This window comes from Paenalcaligenes sp. Me52 (genome assembly GCF_050487965.1).
Lineage (GTDB): Bacteria > Pseudomonadota > Gammaproteobacteria > Burkholderiales > Burkholderiaceae_B > Paenalcaligenes.
In genome coordinates this window covers 447,955-465,642 of the sequence record NZ_JBKQFO010000002.1, presented here as the reverse complement: position 1 = coordinate 465,642, position 17,688 = coordinate 447,955, and the positions used below count along the sequence as shown (strand labels likewise).

14 protein-coding genes and 1 pseudogene are annotated in these 17,688 nt (G+C 51.3%); 8 read left to right on the top strand and 7 right to left on the bottom strand.

The annotated features are described in order from the left end of the window. Positions 1-17 precede the first annotated feature (17 nt). Complete coding sequence (gene ggt / locus ACLO87_RS13460; protein ID WP_430223974.1) at positions 18-1,784, top strand: gamma-glutamyltransferase; 1,767 nt, start codon at positions 18-20, stop codon at positions 1,782-1,784. Here ggt and ACLO87_RS13455 read toward each other — a convergent pair. The 3 genes and pseudogenes from ACLO87_RS13455 to ACLO87_RS13445 all read right to left on the bottom strand — a co-directional run bounded on the left by ACLO87_RS13455 (position 1,781) and on the right by ACLO87_RS13445 (position 6,024). Beyond that, on the bottom strand, positions 1,781-2,689 hold the full coding sequence (locus ACLO87_RS13455) for an AEC family transporter (RefSeq protein WP_430223973.1): 909 nt from the start codon (positions 2,687-2,689) through the stop codon (positions 1,781-1,783). The two genes, ggt and ACLO87_RS13455, sit on opposite strands and share 4 nt — an antisense overlap. A 303-nt stretch (positions 2,690-2,992) precedes the next feature. Beyond that, positions 2,993-3,463, bottom strand: a pseudogene (locus tag ACLO87_RS13450) (SET domain-containing protein); the annotation flags it as partial. Then, positions 3,460-6,024, bottom strand: a complete 2,565-nt coding sequence (locus ACLO87_RS13445) for a DNA topoisomerase III (protein WP_430223972.1) — start codon at positions 6,022-6,024, stop codon at positions 3,460-3,462. The pseudogene ACLO87_RS13450 and the gene ACLO87_RS13445, both read right to left, overlap by 4 nt. 156 nt (positions 6,025-6,180) lie before the next feature. Between ACLO87_RS13445 and ACLO87_RS13440 the strand changes: the two genes are divergently transcribed. Then, a complete protein-coding gene (locus ACLO87_RS13440) occupies positions 6,181-8,805 on the top strand; it encodes a GDYXXLXY domain-containing protein (protein WP_430223971.1) in 2,625 nt (874 codons plus the stop codon). Here the strand turns inward: ACLO87_RS13440 and ACLO87_RS13435 are convergent. Further along, positions 8,802-9,263: a Smg family protein gene (locus ACLO87_RS13435; RefSeq protein WP_135864080.1), complete on the bottom strand. Its 462-nt coding sequence runs from the start codon at positions 9,261-9,263 to the stop codon at positions 8,802-8,804. The genes ACLO87_RS13440 and ACLO87_RS13435 overlap by 4 nt on opposite strands. Before the next feature lie 117 nt (positions 9,264-9,380). Beyond that, a complete protein-coding gene (locus tag ACLO87_RS13430) occupies positions 9,381-10,310 on the bottom strand; it encodes a LysR family transcriptional regulator (protein ID WP_430223970.1) in 930 nt (309 codons plus the stop codon). 347 nt (positions 10,311-10,657) lie between these two features. On the opposite strand from ACLO87_RS13430, the gene ACLO87_RS13425 reads away from it, so the two are divergent. Further along, positions 10,658-11,128 carry a DUF4148 domain-containing protein gene (locus ACLO87_RS13425; RefSeq protein ID WP_168246844.1) on the top strand — a complete coding sequence of 157 codons (471 nt, stop codon included), beginning with the start codon at positions 10,658-10,660 and terminating at the stop codon, positions 11,126-11,128. 34 nt (positions 11,129-11,162) lie between these two features. Here the strand turns inward: ACLO87_RS13425 and ACLO87_RS13420 are convergent, their stop codons facing one another. Both ACLO87_RS13420 and ACLO87_RS13415 read right to left on the bottom strand, forming a co-directional pair. Next, positions 11,163-11,591, bottom strand: coding sequence for a YbaN family protein (locus ACLO87_RS13420; protein ID WP_430223969.1), 429 nt, complete (start codon positions 11,589-11,591; stop codon positions 11,163-11,165). A 6-nt stretch (positions 11,592-11,597) separates the two neighbouring features. Next, positions 11,598-12,608 carry an acyltransferase gene (locus tag ACLO87_RS13415; protein ID WP_135864072.1) on the bottom strand — a complete coding sequence of 337 codons (1,011 nt, stop codon included), beginning with the start codon at positions 12,606-12,608 and terminating at the stop codon, positions 11,598-11,600. A 204-nt stretch (positions 12,609-12,812) separates the two neighbouring features. Here ACLO87_RS13415 and ACLO87_RS13410 point away from each other — a divergent pair, with 204 nt between their 5' ends. From ACLO87_RS13410 to ACLO87_RS13390, 5 genes are read left to right on the top strand one after another with little or no spacing between them, the layout of a single operon-like run. Beyond that, the gene (locus ACLO87_RS13410; RefSeq protein WP_430223968.1) at positions 12,813-13,583 is read left to right on the top strand and encodes a DeoR/GlpR family DNA-binding transcription regulator; all 771 of its coding nucleotides are present in this window, start codon (positions 12,813-12,815) and stop codon (positions 13,581-13,583) included. Continuing rightward, the gene (locus ACLO87_RS13405; RefSeq protein WP_135865374.1) at positions 13,580-14,650 is read left to right on the top strand and encodes an ABC transporter ATP-binding protein; all 1,071 of its coding nucleotides are present in this window, start codon (positions 13,580-13,582) and stop codon (positions 14,648-14,650) included. The genes ACLO87_RS13410 and ACLO87_RS13405 overlap by 4 nt, the downstream gene beginning before the upstream one ends. Before the next feature lie 18 nt (positions 14,651-14,668). Further along, complete coding sequence (locus tag ACLO87_RS13400) at positions 14,669-15,931, top strand: ABC transporter substrate-binding protein (protein ID WP_135865376.1); 1,263 nt, start codon at positions 14,669-14,671, stop codon at positions 15,929-15,931. Positions 15,932-15,943: 12 nt separating this feature from the next. Further along, positions 15,944-16,831, top strand: a complete 888-nt coding sequence (locus tag ACLO87_RS13395; RefSeq protein ID WP_135865378.1) for a carbohydrate ABC transporter permease — start codon at positions 15,944-15,946, stop codon at positions 16,829-16,831. Between the two features lie 2 nt (positions 16,832-16,833). Beyond that, the gene (locus ACLO87_RS13390; protein ID WP_430223967.1) at positions 16,834-17,688 is read left to right on the top strand and encodes a carbohydrate ABC transporter permease; all 855 of its coding nucleotides are present in this window, start codon (positions 16,834-16,836) and stop codon (positions 17,686-17,688) included.

The following is a 17,688-nucleotide window of genomic DNA, read 5'->3' as shown; positions in this document are numbered from 1 at the left end:
CCCGTTAAGGAGTAGTGATGAAGGCTAACAATCAACTCTGGCGTTTGATGGCGCTAGCGATAGCGACCGCAACATTGCTAGGGTGTGCCACACAGCCTTCCTCTACGTTGACGGCAGCAGATACGGCGCCTGAGGCAGCCAGCGCACAGACTACGCAGAAACTGGTGCATGGACAGCGCCAGATGTTTGCGACGGCTAACCCGCTCGCGACACAGGCAGGTTATGCCATGCTAGAGCAAGGTGGTAGCGCTATAGATGCCATTATCGCGGCGCAAGCCATGCTGACGCTGGTAGAGCCGCAGTCGTCAGGCATAGGAGGAGGCGCATTTTTGCTGCACTACGATGGTGCAGAGGCGCAACTTCAAACCTATGATGGACGTGAAACAGCGCCTGCGTTAGCGATGCCTGACCGTTTCTTGCAGCAAGGCCAACCTTTATCGTATACACAGGCAGTAAACAGTGGGTTGTCCGTTGGCACGCCAGGCGTGTTGCGTGCGTTAGAAATGGCGCATCAACAGCATGGCCGTTTACCGTGGGCGACCTTGTTTGAACCAGCTATACAACTGGCGGCGGAGGGGTTTAGTGTTAGCCCACGTTTGCATACCTTGATTACGGATAACCAACAGGCGTTGCGTGAGCAACCTGCGGCAGCCGCTTATTTTCTGGATGCACGGGGCCAACCTTGGCCAGTGGGTCATAGGCTGAAAAACGTAGCGTTGGCAGATACTCTGACTCGTATTGCTCAAGATGGTGTACAGGCATTTTATGAGGGGGACATCGCCGAAGAGATGGTGAGTTCGGTTAGAAATCACCCAAAACCAGGTGACTTAAGCCTTGCTGATTTGCAAAGCTATGCTGCGGTAGAGCGTGAGCCTTTGTGTGGGCCGTATCGCCGCTATACCGTGTGCGGTATGCCGCCACCTAGCTCTGGCGGGCTGACTGTGCTGCAGCTATTAAGGGTGCTACAGCAATTTCCCATGCAGCAGTTTGCGCCACAGGGTGTAGAGGCTGTGCATTATTTCTCGGAAGCGGGCCGATTGGCCTATGCCGATCGTGATTTCTATGTGGCGGATCCAGGGTATGTGGATATGCCTGTCAAAGGGCTACTAAGCCCTGCCTACCTGCGACAGCGCAGCGCGTTGATACAACCTGACTCCAGCATGGGCAAGGCTGAGCCGGGCGATCCTATGGCGTTGTTAGCCAGCTTGGGTAAAGACCATGCATACGAGCTTCCCTCCACCAGCCATTTGGTGGCGGCAGATGCTTTTGGCAACTTAGTGACCATGACCACCAGCATAGAAGCCGCCTTTGGCAGCAAAATCTTGGTGCGCGGTTTCTTGTTGAATAATCAACTCACAGACTTCTCTAGTTTGCCCACTGATGCGCAAGGTAGACCAGTTGCAAACCGTGTAGAAGCGGGTAAACGGCCGCGCAGTAGTATGGCACCTGTGATGGTGTTTGATGCTGGAAAACCGTATCTGATTACAGGATCACCAGGTGGCAGTGCCATCATTAACTACGTGGCACAAACCTTGGTAGGTGTATTGGATTGGGGGTTGGATATACAAGCCGCCATTGCGTTACCTCACTACGGTAGCCGTAATGGAGCGACAGAGTTGGAAGAAGGTACGGCCGTGGTGAGTGTGGCCGATGCTTTACGTGCCAAAGGGCATCAGGTGAATATCTTGCCCTTCACCAGTGGCTTGCAAGGCATTGTGATCACCAAAAATGGCTTATATGGTGGCGCAGACCCCCGTCGTGAGGGTCTGGTACTGGCAGATTAAAGATAGAAGTGCTGCAAGGCGGCAATAAATAGTGGTGACGCCAGCAAGAAAATGATCGTAGACACCAGTACCGCACTGGCCGCGATGTGTTTTTGATCGGGCTGAAAATGCGACACATACATATAGCTCAACACCGCGCAGGGCATGGTCATTTGCAGAATAATGATGGCGGCTAATAACCCAGGTGTGCCCAGTAACCAGCAGGCGAGCACAGCGCCGATACAGCCAGCAGCTAAGCGCAAGATGGCCATAAAACTACCACTTTGCATGCCTTCTGACGAAATATTGGCCAGCGAATAACCCAGACTAAACAGCATCAGTGGAACGGTAATACTGCCTATTAAACCCAGGCCGTTCAGTGTCCATTCGGGTACTGGTACAGACAAACCTTTCGCAATGATGGCAAGTAAGGCCGCGCTGATCACAATAAATTGTATGCCCTTGCTGCTGCTTTGTTTGTCGGTCAGCGTACGCACGCCTAACGTGTTGTGTAGGAAGGTACAGATGGCGAAGAACACCAAGGCTGCTGATAACCCTAGGGAGCCAAAGGCTAGCGTAGACAGAGGTAGACCCAGATTGCCCGAGTTGGGGAAGGTAGCCAACTGTATGTTGGCCCGTATAGGTTTCTTGAACAGTTTCAGAGTGGCAGCGCAAAGTGCAGCAGCAAGGCCTAAGGCGACCACGCTAGATAAACCAATGTCCACCAAGGCGGCTGTATCAATGGCGGTGGTGTAGAGCGTATGGAAAATCAGTGCAGGTACACCCACCAGAGTGACCAGCGTAGAGATAAAAGCAATGTCGAAGCGGAGTTTACTTTTACCCCAAATAAAACCTACGCCGCTGCACATGACCAAGGGTGCAATAGAACTTAGTGCGGAAACATACAACGAGAAAACATCAGGCATAGAACAAGATAGCCATACAAGGCTGTGTATCGATTAAAGCAAGAAGCAGCCGCAAAGCGCCGAGTCAGCAGCACGCATAGCACCGACGCTAGAAGGGAGATAAGGAAAATGGTTGCAGCGTAATGCTAGCGCAGAGAGCAGTACGCCGTCACCTTGCTACAACTAGACCGGATCTTCTGTATGCTGGAGGATTCGGTCTAACTTTTTGTTTAACTGGCGCATGTGTTTGCGCAATTTTTTTTGTTCGCGGCGTATTTTTTTCAGTTTTTTGTGCAGTGCTGATTTTGTGACTTTAGGCTTGTCTTTAGCCTCAGGTAAGGCCAGCATCGTGCCACGGCAAGTGGGAGCATTACACAAGCATCGGTACTGCTGCTTCAGTGTGGGAGTGATGTCGTCGTCAATGACGAGAGCGTAGTCATAAAGCAGCTCTTCGTCTTTGGCGATGTCCCGCAGCGCCACGATAAATACGCGGGTGCCCGCGCTGTTTTCATGGCCTTCGCAGTTGGGTGCGCAGGAGTGATTGATGAAACGCGACTCGTTACCACCGTCACCACCATCTATGATCTTGCCGCAAGATAGCGAGAAGAAGAAGGTGTGAAAGGGGTTGTTAGGGTCTGATGGCTCCATTTCATCAGCTTCTTGGTTACTAATGTGCTTGCCTTCGTACTCCATGATGCTGGTGCCAGCAGGAATATCTCGTGCAGCAAAAACCCCCGTCCCGTGTAAGGAAGAGGGTTTTACATAGTGCCAAGGCTCAAGGATCGACATGATCATTCGTTGGAGGCCACTTTCTTAGCGGCTTTTTTAGCGACTTTCTTCGCTGCTTTTTTGGCTGCCTTCTTAGCGGCCTTTTTAGCAGAGGATTTTTTCGCAGCAGTTTTACCAGGACGAGGCTCGAATTCAAAGCTCACGGCACCTTTGGCGTCACGTGTAAGGAATGCTTTGAATTTACGGTTCGTTCGGTTGGACACAAAGCCATCCAGCAAATCAGTTTTGCCTTCAGTCAGCAGCTTGTGCATTTGTTCACGTGAGATCTCCTGCTGCAAAATGACTTTATTGCTGCGGAAATCACATGATTGTGCAGGGCCTACGGCTTTTTCACACACGAAGCGTATGCCATGCTCAAACACGTTAGCTTGGCATTTAGGGCAGGCGCCTACGGGTGTTTGGTCAGAGAAATCGACCTCTTCTTCATCTTCCTCGTCGTTCTGGCCAAAGTCGAACTCTAGCTTGAACTCATCGGTAATACGTAGAATGGCGGCAAAAGGGCGGCCCATTTTGCTGATGAAGCCAGTCAACGGCCCAATTTCACGTTTTTGCAGCAGTTCCTCTACTTCAGGCAACTCAAAGGTGCGCCCGCTAGGGTGTTTGCCGAATGAGAAATCACAACTGGTGCAGGCAAAGCGACGGTAGTTTTCTTTGACTACGCTGCCACATTTAGGGCAGGGAGTTTGCAGGGTAGCGTAATCACCTGGCACCGTATCGCGTTCGTATTCTTTGGCGCGCTTCACGATGATTTGTGTCATCTGCGCGATTTTGGTCATGAAGGCTTCGGGGCCTTCTTGGCCTTGTTCTATTTGCTTGAGGCGGAATTCCCACTCACCTGTCAGTTCAGGTGAAGTTAATTCGCTGACATCCAAGCCGGACAACAGCGTCATCAACTGACGGGCTTTGGCGCTAGGCACCAACTCGCGGCCTTCACGGCGCAAGTAGCCTTCGTTCAGTAGACCCTCAATAATAGAGGCGCGGGTGGCAGGCGTACCCAGACCACGCTCGGACATGGCATCACGTAGGGATTCGTCGTCAATCAGCTTGCCTGCGCCTTCCATGGCGGACAGCAAGGTAGCCTCAGTAAAGCGTGCTGGTGGTTTAGTGGCTAAGCCGCGGGCTTCAATGTCTTCAGTAAGCACTTCTTCGTTAGGTTGAACGGCAACCAAGTTGTCGTCTTCGCCTTGTGCTTCACGGCCGTAAATTGCTAACCAACCGGGGTTGATTAGTACTTTACCTTCGGTCTTGAAGTGGTTGCCAGAGACTTTAGTAATACGTGTGGTGACACGGAACTCTGCTGCTGGGAAGAAAATCGCCAAGAAGCGTCGTGTGACCAGTTCGTAGATCTTGAACTCGGCATCGCTGAGCTCACGTGGCACTTGTAGTGTAGGAATGATCGCAAAGTGATCAGAAACCTTTTTGTTGTCAAACACACGGCGGCTAGGTTTCACCCACTGCTGCTCTACCACTTGGCGCGCAAAAGGCTGTACCGAAGCACTAGCTGAGCTTTGTGAGTCAGCTAAAGCACGCATGGTGTCTTTAACGGTGGCTACGTAGTCTTCAGGCAGATAGCGTGAGTCAGTACGTGGGTAGGTAAGCGCTTTATGGCGTTCGTACAGTGTTTGTGCCAGTGCTAGCGTGGTTTTTGCCGAGAAACCAAAACGGGAGTTGGCCTCACGTTGCAGTGTGGTCAAGTCAAACAGGGCAGGTGATTGCTGAGTAGAAGGTTTGGACTCTTCACTCACAATGCCAGGTTTGCCGTCGCAGGCCACCACAATGGTTTTGGCGGCCGTTTCAGACCAGAGGCGTGAGTCACGTTTCTCTGGGTCTTTTTCGTCTTTCTTAAATTCGGGGTCAAACCATCTACCGTTATACAGGCCAGCACCTGCCACAAAGGTGGCGTGTACTTCCCAATAGTCACGGGACACGAATTTGCGAATGGCCTCTTCACGAGCATGCACGATAGCCAACGTAGGGGTTTGCACACGGCCTACAGGTGTTTTGAAGAAGCCACCGTCTTTGCTATTGAACGCCGTCATAGCACGTGTGCCATTGATACCTACTAGCCAGTCTGCCTCGGCACGGGCACGAGCAGCGGCTTCCAGCGGTTTCATTTCGTCGTCGTCACGCAGATTCTCGAAGGCTTCGCGGATGGCGGCCTGAGTCATGGAACGTAACCACAAACGCTGTATAGGCTTGTTTACTTTCGCGTATTGCACGATGTAGCGGAAGATCAGTTCACCCTCACGCCCCGCATCACAGGCGTTGATAATGCGGTCTACGTCTTTACGCTTCAGCAGTTTGACCAATAGTTTTAGTCGCTCTGCGGAACGCTTATCAGCCACATCCAGTTCAAACTTTTCAGGAATGACTGGCAGGTGAGTAAAACTCCATTTGCCACGTTTAGGATCGTTGGGAGCGACTAAGCCCAGCAAGTGACCAATACTGGATGACAGTACGTACTGTTCACTTTCGAAGTAGTCCCCTTCACGGGTAAAACCACCCAAGGCTCTGGAAATATCCAGGGCAACAGAGGGTTTTTCAGCAATGATGAGTGTTTTATTCATGTATTTCCAATGACAGCGGTCCCGCAGCAATAGCGCGGATATTACGGGTTGAACCCCGTATGCGCAAGTTCCAGCCACAAGGCCTTACCATTTTTGTATGCGCAACATTGTTTGCTACTGTACGATAGCAGAAAAAAATTATCCACACTCGGAACTATGTCTAACACTAAATCCCCAGTATCTGCCACATTCGGTATGCCTGTTTGGCCTAGGTTTTTATTGCGGGCCTCACTGGCGTTAGCCATCTTATTATTGTGTAGCGCATTGATCAGTGTGATTGCGGCGAACTGGTCTGAGCTGAGCAAAACCATACGTATTGCCTTGGTGCAGGGCGTTGTTGTGCTAACAGCTGGTCTAGCGTGGATATTACATAAGCGCGGTCACGGCTGGTGGCCTGAATATGCGCCTGTACCGTTATTGATGGGGCTATCTGCTGTAGCCGTAGGTGGGCTATGGGCATTGCTGGGGCAAATCTATCAAACAGGTGCTGATCCGTGGCAACTTTTTGCCGTATGGGCTCTGACCATTACGCCGTGGCTAGTGGGGCTGCGCTCTATTATCTTGGCAGTACTGTGGATAGTGATTGTGAACGTAGCAGGCGTACTGCTAGGGTTTAACGCACTGAACATGTGGAGCCGGATGTATTGGTGGATAGATGGCCCCTTGGCGGTGACGCTGATCGTGGTTGTGCTTAATCTGTGTTTATTAGTGTTGTCCGAGGTGTGTCAGCACTATTTACGTGATCCGTTTAGGGTAGTGCCCCGTTTACTGGCGGCAGTGGCCAGTGTTGCACTGTTCTATTTGGTCATGGGCGGCCTAATGGAGTGGGAAGATGGCTTCTTACGCTATTGGTTAGGGGCATCAGTTGCGATGGCGGCAATGGCCTGGTACTACCGACAGCGTTGTCCTGATCAAGTCAGCCTGAGCTTTGTATACGGCGCTTTTTTGGCGGCGTTGATACCGTTCTTTATTCGTCTTGGTAGTGACGATATTGCGGCGTGGTTCATCTTCACGATTATAGAAATTAGCGTGGCTGTACTGCTGGCTAAAGACCTGCTGCTGCAGTGGCGTAAACATAACGTGAGTGTGGCCACCACACAGCAAGAAGACGAGGCTGCACCCACACATACTGATGCGGCGTCACCCCCTTGGTTCTTGCGTTTATTGCGTTTGGGTGCAGTATTGTTGGGCAGTGCCCTAATACTGGTGACATTAACGCTGCTTACCGACGCAGAAATCTTTAAACATTCCTTCTGGGTGATGCTGTGCTTTGTAGGCGGTGGCTTGTGGTTGTCGCGCCAAGCCGGTGAAGAGGGTTTGCAAGACATTCCAGCCCTATTGGTGATCGTTGGCCTCGTGTTCAGCGGTGTGGAATGGGTCATGCAGGTAGAACAAGAAAACACGATTTATCCTCTCCTGCAGGTGATTATGGGTGTGGTGCTATATGTGCTATCGCCCGTATGGCTAGTGAGGTTGCTGGCAGCAGGTTGGACCATCATCAGTGCATTCTTGTGGCTGAACTTCTATGGTCTGGTGAGTAACTATTACTATGAGTTCCCATGGCTAACACCGTCCATGCAATGGCAGGTATTTTCTGTCGTCGTGTTGAGTTTGTTGATTGGTCTAAGAGCCCATCAAACCCCCGATCGCTATCGTTACTGGGCACCTGCCATGTGGGCAGGGCTGGTAGCCAGTTTGGTGGGCATAGGGTTGATGCCGCCAGTGTTGATATTTGGCGAAACGTTATCTGAATGGGCACTAGGTTCGTGGATACCAAGCTGGCTGCTCTTCCCATTACCAGCTGTGGTGTTAGCGGTAGCGGTGCAGCGTCAGAAAGCGTGGTCTGTTGTCACGGCGGTAGGCGTGGCAGTGTGTGTGCTGTTGTCTATTACGTGGGCAGGCGCGCCGACTATTTCATTGACCTTGGCGTGGTTGCTGGCTGCCTATGCATGGCGTAGTCGCCTGTTGTTTGTCGTGATGCTGTTAGCGCTCTTTATTGCGCTAGGAAAACTGTATTACGACTTCAATATCAGTCTGAATCAAAAAGCGGTGTTACTGACGTGCAGTGCAGTGGTGCTGTTGGTGTATATGGTGGTGTTCCGTGGGGCAGTGAAGTCGCTAGCGGCTTTTAAAGACACAGACGCTACGGCTGCACCTATGCCTAAGGGCATGAAGTATTTGCGTCCGGGGCCTGTTATTTTGGCTGGATTGCTATTGATACTAGGCTTGGCCAATTACAACATCTGGAACAAAGAGCGTATTTTGTCGGATGGCAAAGTAATCGTATTGGCGTTGGCACCTGTGGACCCACGGTCTTTGATGCAGGGCGATTACATGGCTCTGGATTTCCAAGTGACCCGAGAAGCAGATAGATTGAATCGTGGCATACAGCAGGGCGATATGGATGCCTACGAGCATGATGGTTCTACCGTCTGGGCATGGCTGGCACCACCGAAAACGGGCGAACTCGCGTGGGAATTGCAGGCGCTGCAAAGCTCACGTGATGCAGATAAAGCCTATCAGCACCGTTATGTAGAGCTAGAAGACGGCAGCAATCAAAGTCAGGTGATAGACGTAGCCGTGCAGCCTGATTGGGTGCTATTACGCTTGGTGCGTAAGAATGGCCAATGGGCTCCCGGTACCGATGCCTGGTTCTTCAAAGAAGGCCAAGCCTCTGTATTTGAGCCTGCGAAGTTTGCTGAATTCCGCGTAGAAAATGGTATTCCACTGCTCAAACATATGTTGGATGAGCAGGGGAAAGTGGTAGCGGCTGAAGATTAGTGGTAGAGGCGGTCGCCGTCGTCGGTGACCAGCTCTTCAAAGATCAGATGCTCGACTTCGGCATCGTTGCTCCAGAGCACGATCAACGTGATGATTTTGATTTTTTCCAAGGCTATAGGTGATTCATCTATAGCCATGGCGCGCTCGATAATGATCTCGCGCAACGTAGGCGGCAACGCGCCAGATTGCTCTAAAAAGCTGATGAAGCCCAAGGCTTCCTGACCTAAAAACTCGTATTCCAAGTCAGTATAGACGCGCATGCTTTGTTGATGATGCAACGCCTGCAGTGGCTGGTGCTGAGCAGAAGACTCATGCAAACCGTGTAACCAGCTCAATGCATCGTTAATTTCATCGTCCTCAAACCCGATGGCAGCCAGCTTATGCGCGAGCACTTCAGCTTTAGGACAAGCCTGTGGGTTGTAATAGTTTTCAAACAGATAGACAAGAATATCGAACATAAAGCGTAGTGCCGTACAGAAATAGGAAGCGCTAAACAAAAGAAGCGTAAAACCTAGTAGCCACTTTACGCTGAATTTGGGGTGGGGGCAAATGGCATTAAGTGCGAAAAGTAGCGTTTAGCAGGCAGTACAGTTAGCTCTGGCCTCTGCATGTTGTTGTCTAGTGTGGTTAATCAGATAATCCAAGAAAACTAGGGAGCGCTGCGGTATGTGTTTACGGCTAGGCAATGCCGCGTACATATTGATGTAGCCTGTGCTCCAGGGGTGCAATACACGTACCAATTCGCCCCGATTTAAGTACGGAGCAGCCAACCCCAATACCACCGAAGTAATACCCACACCATTTAACGCTGCCCTGAGCAGGGTGTCGGTGTGATTAGCAATAATCACAGGATCTACGGCGATGCTCAGTTGTTCATCAGGCTGGTCAGGGTGTCGGAATGTCCAGTTGTCCAGACGCTCAGAGTCGCGCAGGCGTAAACAGCGGTGCTGGGATAATTCAGCCGGATGTTGGGGCAAGGGGTTACGGTCGGCATAGCCTGGTGAGGCCACCAAAATAACTTCGGATTCCACAATTTTTCGCGCCACGATGTTGGCGTTTTCTTGCACGCTGTTGCCCAACATGGTGATGTCAAAGTCTTCAATAGGCAGTGCGTATTCCGCGCCTACTTGAATCTCTATACGTATGTCGGGGTAGGCCAAACAGAAGTCACCCAAAATAGGGGCTACAACGTGATACGCCAAGGCGGGGGGAGCATAGATACGCAGCCTGCCCGCCAGTGCATTGGTGTGTGCGCTGACTTGGGCATCGGCTTCTTCAATGTCTTGCAGAATATGCTGTATACGGGCGAGATAGACCTCACCTGCATCGGTTAAATGAACGCGGCGGGTGGTGCGTTGGAATAATCGTGTTCCTAGATGGCTTTCTAAGTCAGCCACATGGCGGGTGACAGCCGAGGGGGACATATTGAGCGAGCGAGCTGCAGCAGCAAAACCACCCTCATTTGCCACGCGTTCGAACACGTGCATAGCGAGTAAACGGCTCATAATTTACCTGTAGCAAAAATTTATTATTTCGTTTTTGGCAATAGTGTATGTCTTTTTGTCTGGTTTATCTGTTTTTTCGGTTGACTTAAAGTGTAGCCATGGATGCAGCGATACAAAGTCAAAGAGCATTCATCCCGTGTGAAGTTCTAGACTACACGCAAGAAAGAATAGAGTGAAGTTCAGAGTTCAGTAGTGCCAAAAAAAGCATTGATGGATTCCGATAAACTTACTTTTTTGCACTTCATGCAGATTCTATAGTGATCTTATTCTTAAAAAGAAAGAGCCCTATCGAGTGTTCTGGGATGTATCGCACAGAGTCCCTTAATTATTGGAAAGGAATCATTATTATGAAACGCACACTACCTGCTTTGAGTCTTGCTGTTGCTACACTGTTTGCTGGCCAAGCGATGGCTTTGAATGTGAATACCACCCCTACACGTGCTGAAGTACAAGCTGAATTGGCTCAAGCGATCAACGCTGGTGAGATGTTGTCTGGTGACTCCAGCCAAACACTGCGTGAGATGTACCCTGCTGTATACCCTTCACAGCCTGTAGCCGTGAAAACACGCGCTGAAGTACGTGCGGAGCTGGAGCAGGCTGTACGCGAAGGCAATGTGGTGGTTGGTGAGTCCAGTGCTACGCTGAGTGAAATGTACCCTGCCTTGTATCCTGCTGCTCACCAAGATGTCGCTATGAAAACGCGTGCCCAAGTGCAGTCTGAGTTGGTTGAGGCCATCCGTACCGGTGATATGGTAGTGGGACAGTCTAGCCAACCCCTAAACCAGATGTACCCACAGCAATACCCTGCTAACTCCTAATCGTTAGTATGTGGTGCCAGACTATAGCGAGCCTTTAAGGCTCGCTTTTTTGCGTGGGTGGTTCTGGTCTGGACCATAGCCATAGCAGCACGCACAACATACAACTGATGGCGACTAGGCTAATCCAGAAATGTGGAGCCAGCCATAGTAATAACACGGCGCAAACGCTCATACTCACCAGTGCGGTCCACTTGGCTTGCCTATTGACCAGCCTGCCGTTTTGCCAGTTGTGTAAGGAAGGGCCGAAAATACGGTGATTCATCAACCATTGATGAAAACGTGGGGAACTACGTGCTGCCGCCCATGCCGAGATCAATACAAAAACCGTGGTTGGCATGCCTGGCAAAATGACTCCAATGATCGCTAAAGCAAAGCTGCATATCGCCAGAATGAACCAGCACACACGCAAAAAAGCGGATTGTGGACGCTGGTCAGAAGGCGGGGGCGCAGGGGGCTGAGTCATAAGTCGTCAGGTGATACGTGTACCACCGGGCAGGGTTCGTAAGAGGCGAGCCAATAACCACGACAGCATAAAAACGGCGAATGCCATCAATGGTGTCTGCCAGACTATACCGGTTTGTGCTTGGTATAAACCAGTTTGTTGTGCCAGATCTAAAAAGATAGGGTGTACGAGATAAATCCCGAAGGTGAAGGGAGCCAACATGCGCAGTTGTGGCAGGCGGGGACGATCTAGTATGAGTTGAAATACGGCTAACGACATCACCGGTACGGTGAGGCTAAAGGTGTCGTAAAAGTAGGTGCTGAAATAGTCTTCTGAAGACAACAGCGTAGTGCCTACTACTGTGGCTGCAATGCTGGCAGCCAGTACCCAGCCTGGGTAGGGAATCACCACACGACGCTCGAACATCATGCGCCCGGCTAAGAAGTAGCTAATATAGGGCAAAAACCAGAGCAGGAAAAAACCGTAGCTGTTGCCTTGGGTTTCTCTGTACAGGCTTTGCAACATAGCGAGCACCAGCATGAACAACAAAATATAGCGGCTTTGCCGTTGGGTGCAGTGTTGATACAGCAAGCGCAGGTAGGGGGCAAACAAATACAGCCCTACCAACATATATAAGTACCACAAGTGATAGTAGGGCTCGCCGCTGGTGGCCTTACGTAGCCATGCTTGGGCATCCATGGGCACACCTTGTTGGTGGTACATCCATGCACCCCAGAATAGATAGAACACCGACCAGAACAGCAGGGCTGGCAAAATACGGCGGCCTCGTTTCTTATAGAACTCGCCAAAGCCTTCGCGTTTAGCGGGGTCTAACAATAGCACGCCACTCACCATCACAAAAATAGGCACGCACCAGCGGGTAGCGGCATCGTACACATTGGCCCAGAACCAATTTTGTGTACCGTAATCGGTGGTAGTGGTTAGGGGAACGGCTGCACAGTGCAAGAGCACGACGGCCAAGGCGGCCATCCAGCGAGCAGTATCCAGTTTGGCGTAGTCAGCGTTGGAATAGGTCATAACGGCTAGGTGCAAACTCCATACCCTTCACCTTAACAAAAAGGGTTGGACTACACAAAAGCCTGAAGGTTGCTGAATGTAGGGCAGGCTTACATGTTCATATGAACATTTTTTACCGTCATAAAAGGTTCATATGGTAGTAATCCGAGCGTAATTTTCGCTTTTTACACTGCTGAGTATTCAAATGAAAGGCAATGCAGTGTTATGAATCTTTCGGTTCGACAAGGTGGGATTGTTGAGTTGTTGCGCGTGCAGGGGGCAGTGTCCGTAGAAGGGCTTGCTACGCACTTTAGCGTGACGCCGCAAACCATCCGACGGGATCTGAACGCACTTTATGAAGCCAACTTGGTGCGTCGCCGTCATGGCGGTGCCGAGCTAGCCGGTCATGAGCGTAATGTGTCTTTCCAGACGCGACGCATCACCCATTTTCAAGCCAAAGTACAAATAGGCCGTGCGGTGGCCGCGTTGATTCCGGACGGTGCTAGTGTGCTGCTGGGGTTTGGAACGACGCCCGAACAAGTGGCTTTGGCCTTGGTAGAGCATCAAGAACTTACCGTAGTCACTAATAATCTGAGTGCAGCGATGCCGCTCAGCCAGAACACCAGCAATAGAGTGGTAATTGCTGGCGGTGTATTGCGTCAGCCTAATCCAGAAATTCTGGGGCCAGAGGCGGAGCGCTTATTCAATAGTTTCAAGGCAGATTTTGGGGTATCAGGCGTAGGCGGTTTTGACCTAGAAGGGGCGCTGCTGGATTTTGATATTGCCGAATCTGATTGCCATAAAGCCCTGCGCGGTAACTGTCGCACCCGTATCTTGGTGTTGGATCACTCCAAGTTTGGACGGTTGGCGGCAGTACGTAGTGGGTCCATAGACGATATAGATGTGCTGGTGACTGATTTGCCTTTGCCTGCGGGCTACAGGCAGCGCATTCCGGCGCACGTACACGTAGTAATAGCTAGTGAGGGTGCAGCATGAGTCAAGCCGCCATTCAATTGCAAGGTATAGGCAAATCGTGGGGGGATCATGCGGTACTTAAGCATATAGATCTTTCTATTCCAGAAGGGCAGTTCACCGCATTATTGGGGCCATCTGGCTGCGGAAAATCTACATTGCTGCGCATTATTGCCGGATTAGAACAGCCCACTACAGGCAGGTTACTGATTGACGGGCAAGATGCGACGTATCAAGAGCCAGCCCAGCGTGGGCTGACCATGGTGTTTCAGTCGTATGCGCTGTTTCCGCATTTAAGTGTGGCGCACAACATCCTGTTTGGGTTACAGGTGCGACGCGTGAGCAAAGCTGATCAACACAAACGCCTGCAAGAAGCGCTGGCACTGACGAATTTGGAAGGGTTAGAGCACCGTCGACCCGCACAGCTATCGGGCGGACAGCGCCAGCGTGTGGCTTTGGCTCGCAGCATTGTGTCGGGGCATCGCATTTGTTTAATGGATGAGCCGCTGTCTAACTTGGATGCCAAATTGCGCCACAGCGTGCGCCATGAAATTCGCGCATTGCAGCAGCGTTTGGGCTTAACCGTGGTGTATGTCACGCACGATCAAACCGAAGCCATGGGTATGGCGGATCAGGTGGTATTGCTGAATGCGGGCAGCATTGCCCAGCAAGGTTCTGCGCAAGAACTCTATCAAGAACCTAACAGTATGTTCACGGCAGGTTTTATAGGTAGCCCACCCATGATGCTGATCCATAGCGACTTTGTGCCACTGTCTTTGTGGCCTACACGTTATGGCTTTGACTTGCCGCATCGGGTGTCCATTGGGGTACGCCCCGAACAATTGCAGTTGCACGAACCTACCCCGGAGAGTGTAGGGGTTACGGTTGTGCACCACGAGTTTCAAGGTGCTGATGCCTATGTGTATGTACGTCTTAAAGATGGCAACACCTTGATTGTGCGCGCGCCGCACAGCCGACGCTTTATGGCAGGAGAGCGTTGTGGATTGAGTTGGAATCCTGCGCATGCTTTTTACTTCAGTCAGGACACCGGGGCGCGTTTGCAGCTGGCCTCGCCCGTGCTGGCCGATTAACGTTTAAGAGAGATAGCTATGTTGAAAAAATTTGTGATGACTACCTCTAGTGCATTGTTGATGGGTCTAAGCGCCCAAGCGCTGAGTGCGGTAGAACTGACCATGTACTACCCCATTTCGGTAGGCGGTCCGTTGACCGAAGTGGTGGATGGCATGATTAACGATTTCCAAGCCGAAAACCCAGACATCAAAGTGAAAGCGGTGTATTCCGGTAACTACGATGAAACACGTGTGCGTGCGTTGTCAGCATTGCGTGCGGGCGAGCCTGTGCAATTGTCGGTGTTGGGGGCGTTGGATACGCATGACTTGGTTGACCAAGGTTTGGTAGAGGCTTTTAGCGATGTAGCGCAAGGCGACCAAAACAAAGCATGGTTGAGCAGTTTTTACCCTGCATTGATGGCAAACGGTACCTTGGATGGCAAGGTATGGGGCATTCCGTTCCAGCGTTCTACCATCGTGATGTTCTACAACAAAGACATGTTCCGCGAAGCAGGTCTGGATCCAGAGCAGCCACCAAAAACACGTGCTGAAATGGTGGAAGCTGCTCAAAAACTGACTACCGACAAACGTTACGGCTTAATGATTCCGTCCACAGGTTATCCCTACTGGATGTTCCAAGCGCTGGCATTGCAAAACGGCCACCAACTGATGAATGAAGACGGCACGCAAGTCTACTTCAATGACCCTAAAGCGGTAGAAGCCCTACAGTTTTTCCAAGACTTGGCACAGAAGCATAAAGTCAGCCCAGCAGGCACCATTGAGTGGGGCACGTTACGCCAAGCCTTTGTGCAAGGCCAAACAGCCATGATGTGGCACACCACAGGCAACCTGACGGCGGTTAAAAATGAAGCACCGTTTGAGTTTGGTGTTGCCATGTTGCCCTCTAACGAGACAGCGGGTTCACCTACAGGCGGCGGTAACTTCTACCTGTTTAAAGGTGCAAGTGACGAGCAAAAAGAAGCCGCGGTAGAGTTCGTGCGTTGGATGACAGCGCCTGAGCGTGCAGCAAAATGGTCGATGGCTACAGGGTATGTGGGTGTGAGCCCAGCGGCGTATGAAACACAGGCGTTGCAAGACTACGCGAAGACCTTCCCACAAGCGACCGTGGCACGTGACCAGTTAGCCGTGGCTTCCCCTGAGTTTGCTACCTACGAAACAGCCCGTGTGCGTGAGTTGTTGTCCAACGCTGTGCAGGCGGCTTTAACACAGAGCAAAACACCGCAAGCTGCTTTGGATGAAGCGCAAACAGCGGCGGATCGTTTGCTGCGCTCTTTTAACTAAGCTGGAACACAGATGAAACCCGTGCGTGTGTTGCAAAAGGAATCGGTGTTTGCGTATTTGCTGCTCACACCCTTGTTGGTACTGTTAAGTGTGTTTGCCTTTATTCCTGCGCTGCACACGTTATGGGCAAGTCTGCAAAGTAAGGGGTCGGCCCGCCGCCCCTCACAGTTTGTGGGCATGGACAACTATGACGCCATGCTGGCAGACCCCACGTTTTGGTTAGTGTTGAAAAATAACCTGTGGTATGCGGCTGTCACCATCCCTGTCTCTATTGCTTTGGCGTTATTGATGGCGTTGTGGGCGAACCGTGCCATGAGCATGCGGGCGTGGGTGCGTTGTGCGTACTTTACGCCCACCATGCTTCCCATGATTGCAGCCGCCAATTTGTGGTTGTTCTTCTATACACCTGATCTAGGCTTGTTAGATCAGATCATGAAATGGTTTGGTGGTGGTTCTACCAACTGGTTGGGTCAACCACAGACCGCACTAGGCGCAGTGATGGTAGTGACCATCTGGAAAGAAGCCGGTTTTTTCATGATTTTTTACTTGGCGGCGCTGCAAACTGTACCGCCGGAGCTGCGCGATGCCGCGCGTTTGGAAGGTGCGAGCCGCTGGCAATATGGTAGGCGTGTGTTGTTGCCGTTGTTAGCGCCCACCACGTTGTTCATTTTGATTAATGCGCTGATCAACTCGGTGAAGCTGGTGGATCACCTGTTCATTTTGACCAAAGGCGGCCCAAATAACGCGTCCAAATTACTGTTGTATTGGATATGGGAAACCGCATTTGCCTACATGGATACGCCTAGTGCGGCGGTGCTGACCGTGATTCTGTTAGGTGGTTTAGGGCTGATCGCCATTCTTCAATTCCGTTACGCTGAAAAGCGTGTGCATTACCAGTAACTATGATGACTACTGTGTATTCTGTTTCTCGTACCCCTACCTGGCGTCGTGCTATCACCGCTTTCCCTTTGGAAAACGTGGGGGCGTATTTACTGGCAGTGTTGTGGATATCTCCCCTGTTGTACGCTTGCTGGGCAGCGTTTAGAGACCCTTCCGCGGCCTTGTCGTTAGACCTGATGAAGGGCTGGACCTTAGAGAATTTCAGTGCAGCCTGGGCGCGTGCGCCGTGGCTACGTTATGTGTTCAATACCACCCTGTTGGTGCTGACTATTTTGGTCGGGCAACTGGTGATTTGTACCCTAGCTGCCTACGCCTTTGCGCGATTCAAGTTTTTTGGTAGCCAGTTTCTGTTCATGCTGTTGCTGTTGCAGTTATTTATCTTGCCCGAAGTGCTGATTGTAGAGAACTTCCGCATGGTGTCTTTATTGGGCTGGACCGATACTGTGTGGGGCATGGGTGTGCCCTATATGGCCAGTGCGTTTGGGGTGTTCTTGTTGCGTCAGGCGTTTAAGCAAGTACCACGCGAACTAGAAGACGCTGCGCGCTTAGAAGGGTGCTCTAGATTGGGCGTGCTGTGGCGCGTGTATGTGCCGTTGGTCAAACCGGTGTACTTGGCCTATGCCTTGGTGTCGGTGTCGTCGCACTGGAATAACTTTTTGTGGCCGCTGGTGGTAAGCAGCTCAGAGCACACGCGCCCGTTAACCGTAGGGTTGTCGCTGTTCGGTGCGCCAGAAAGCGGGGTCAGTATTTCACTGATTAGTGCCGCAACCCTGATGACCATTTTTCCGCTGTTGGTAGGCTTTTTACTGTTCCAAAAGCAATTTATGCAGGCGTTTCTGCGTGCTGGTATACGTTAA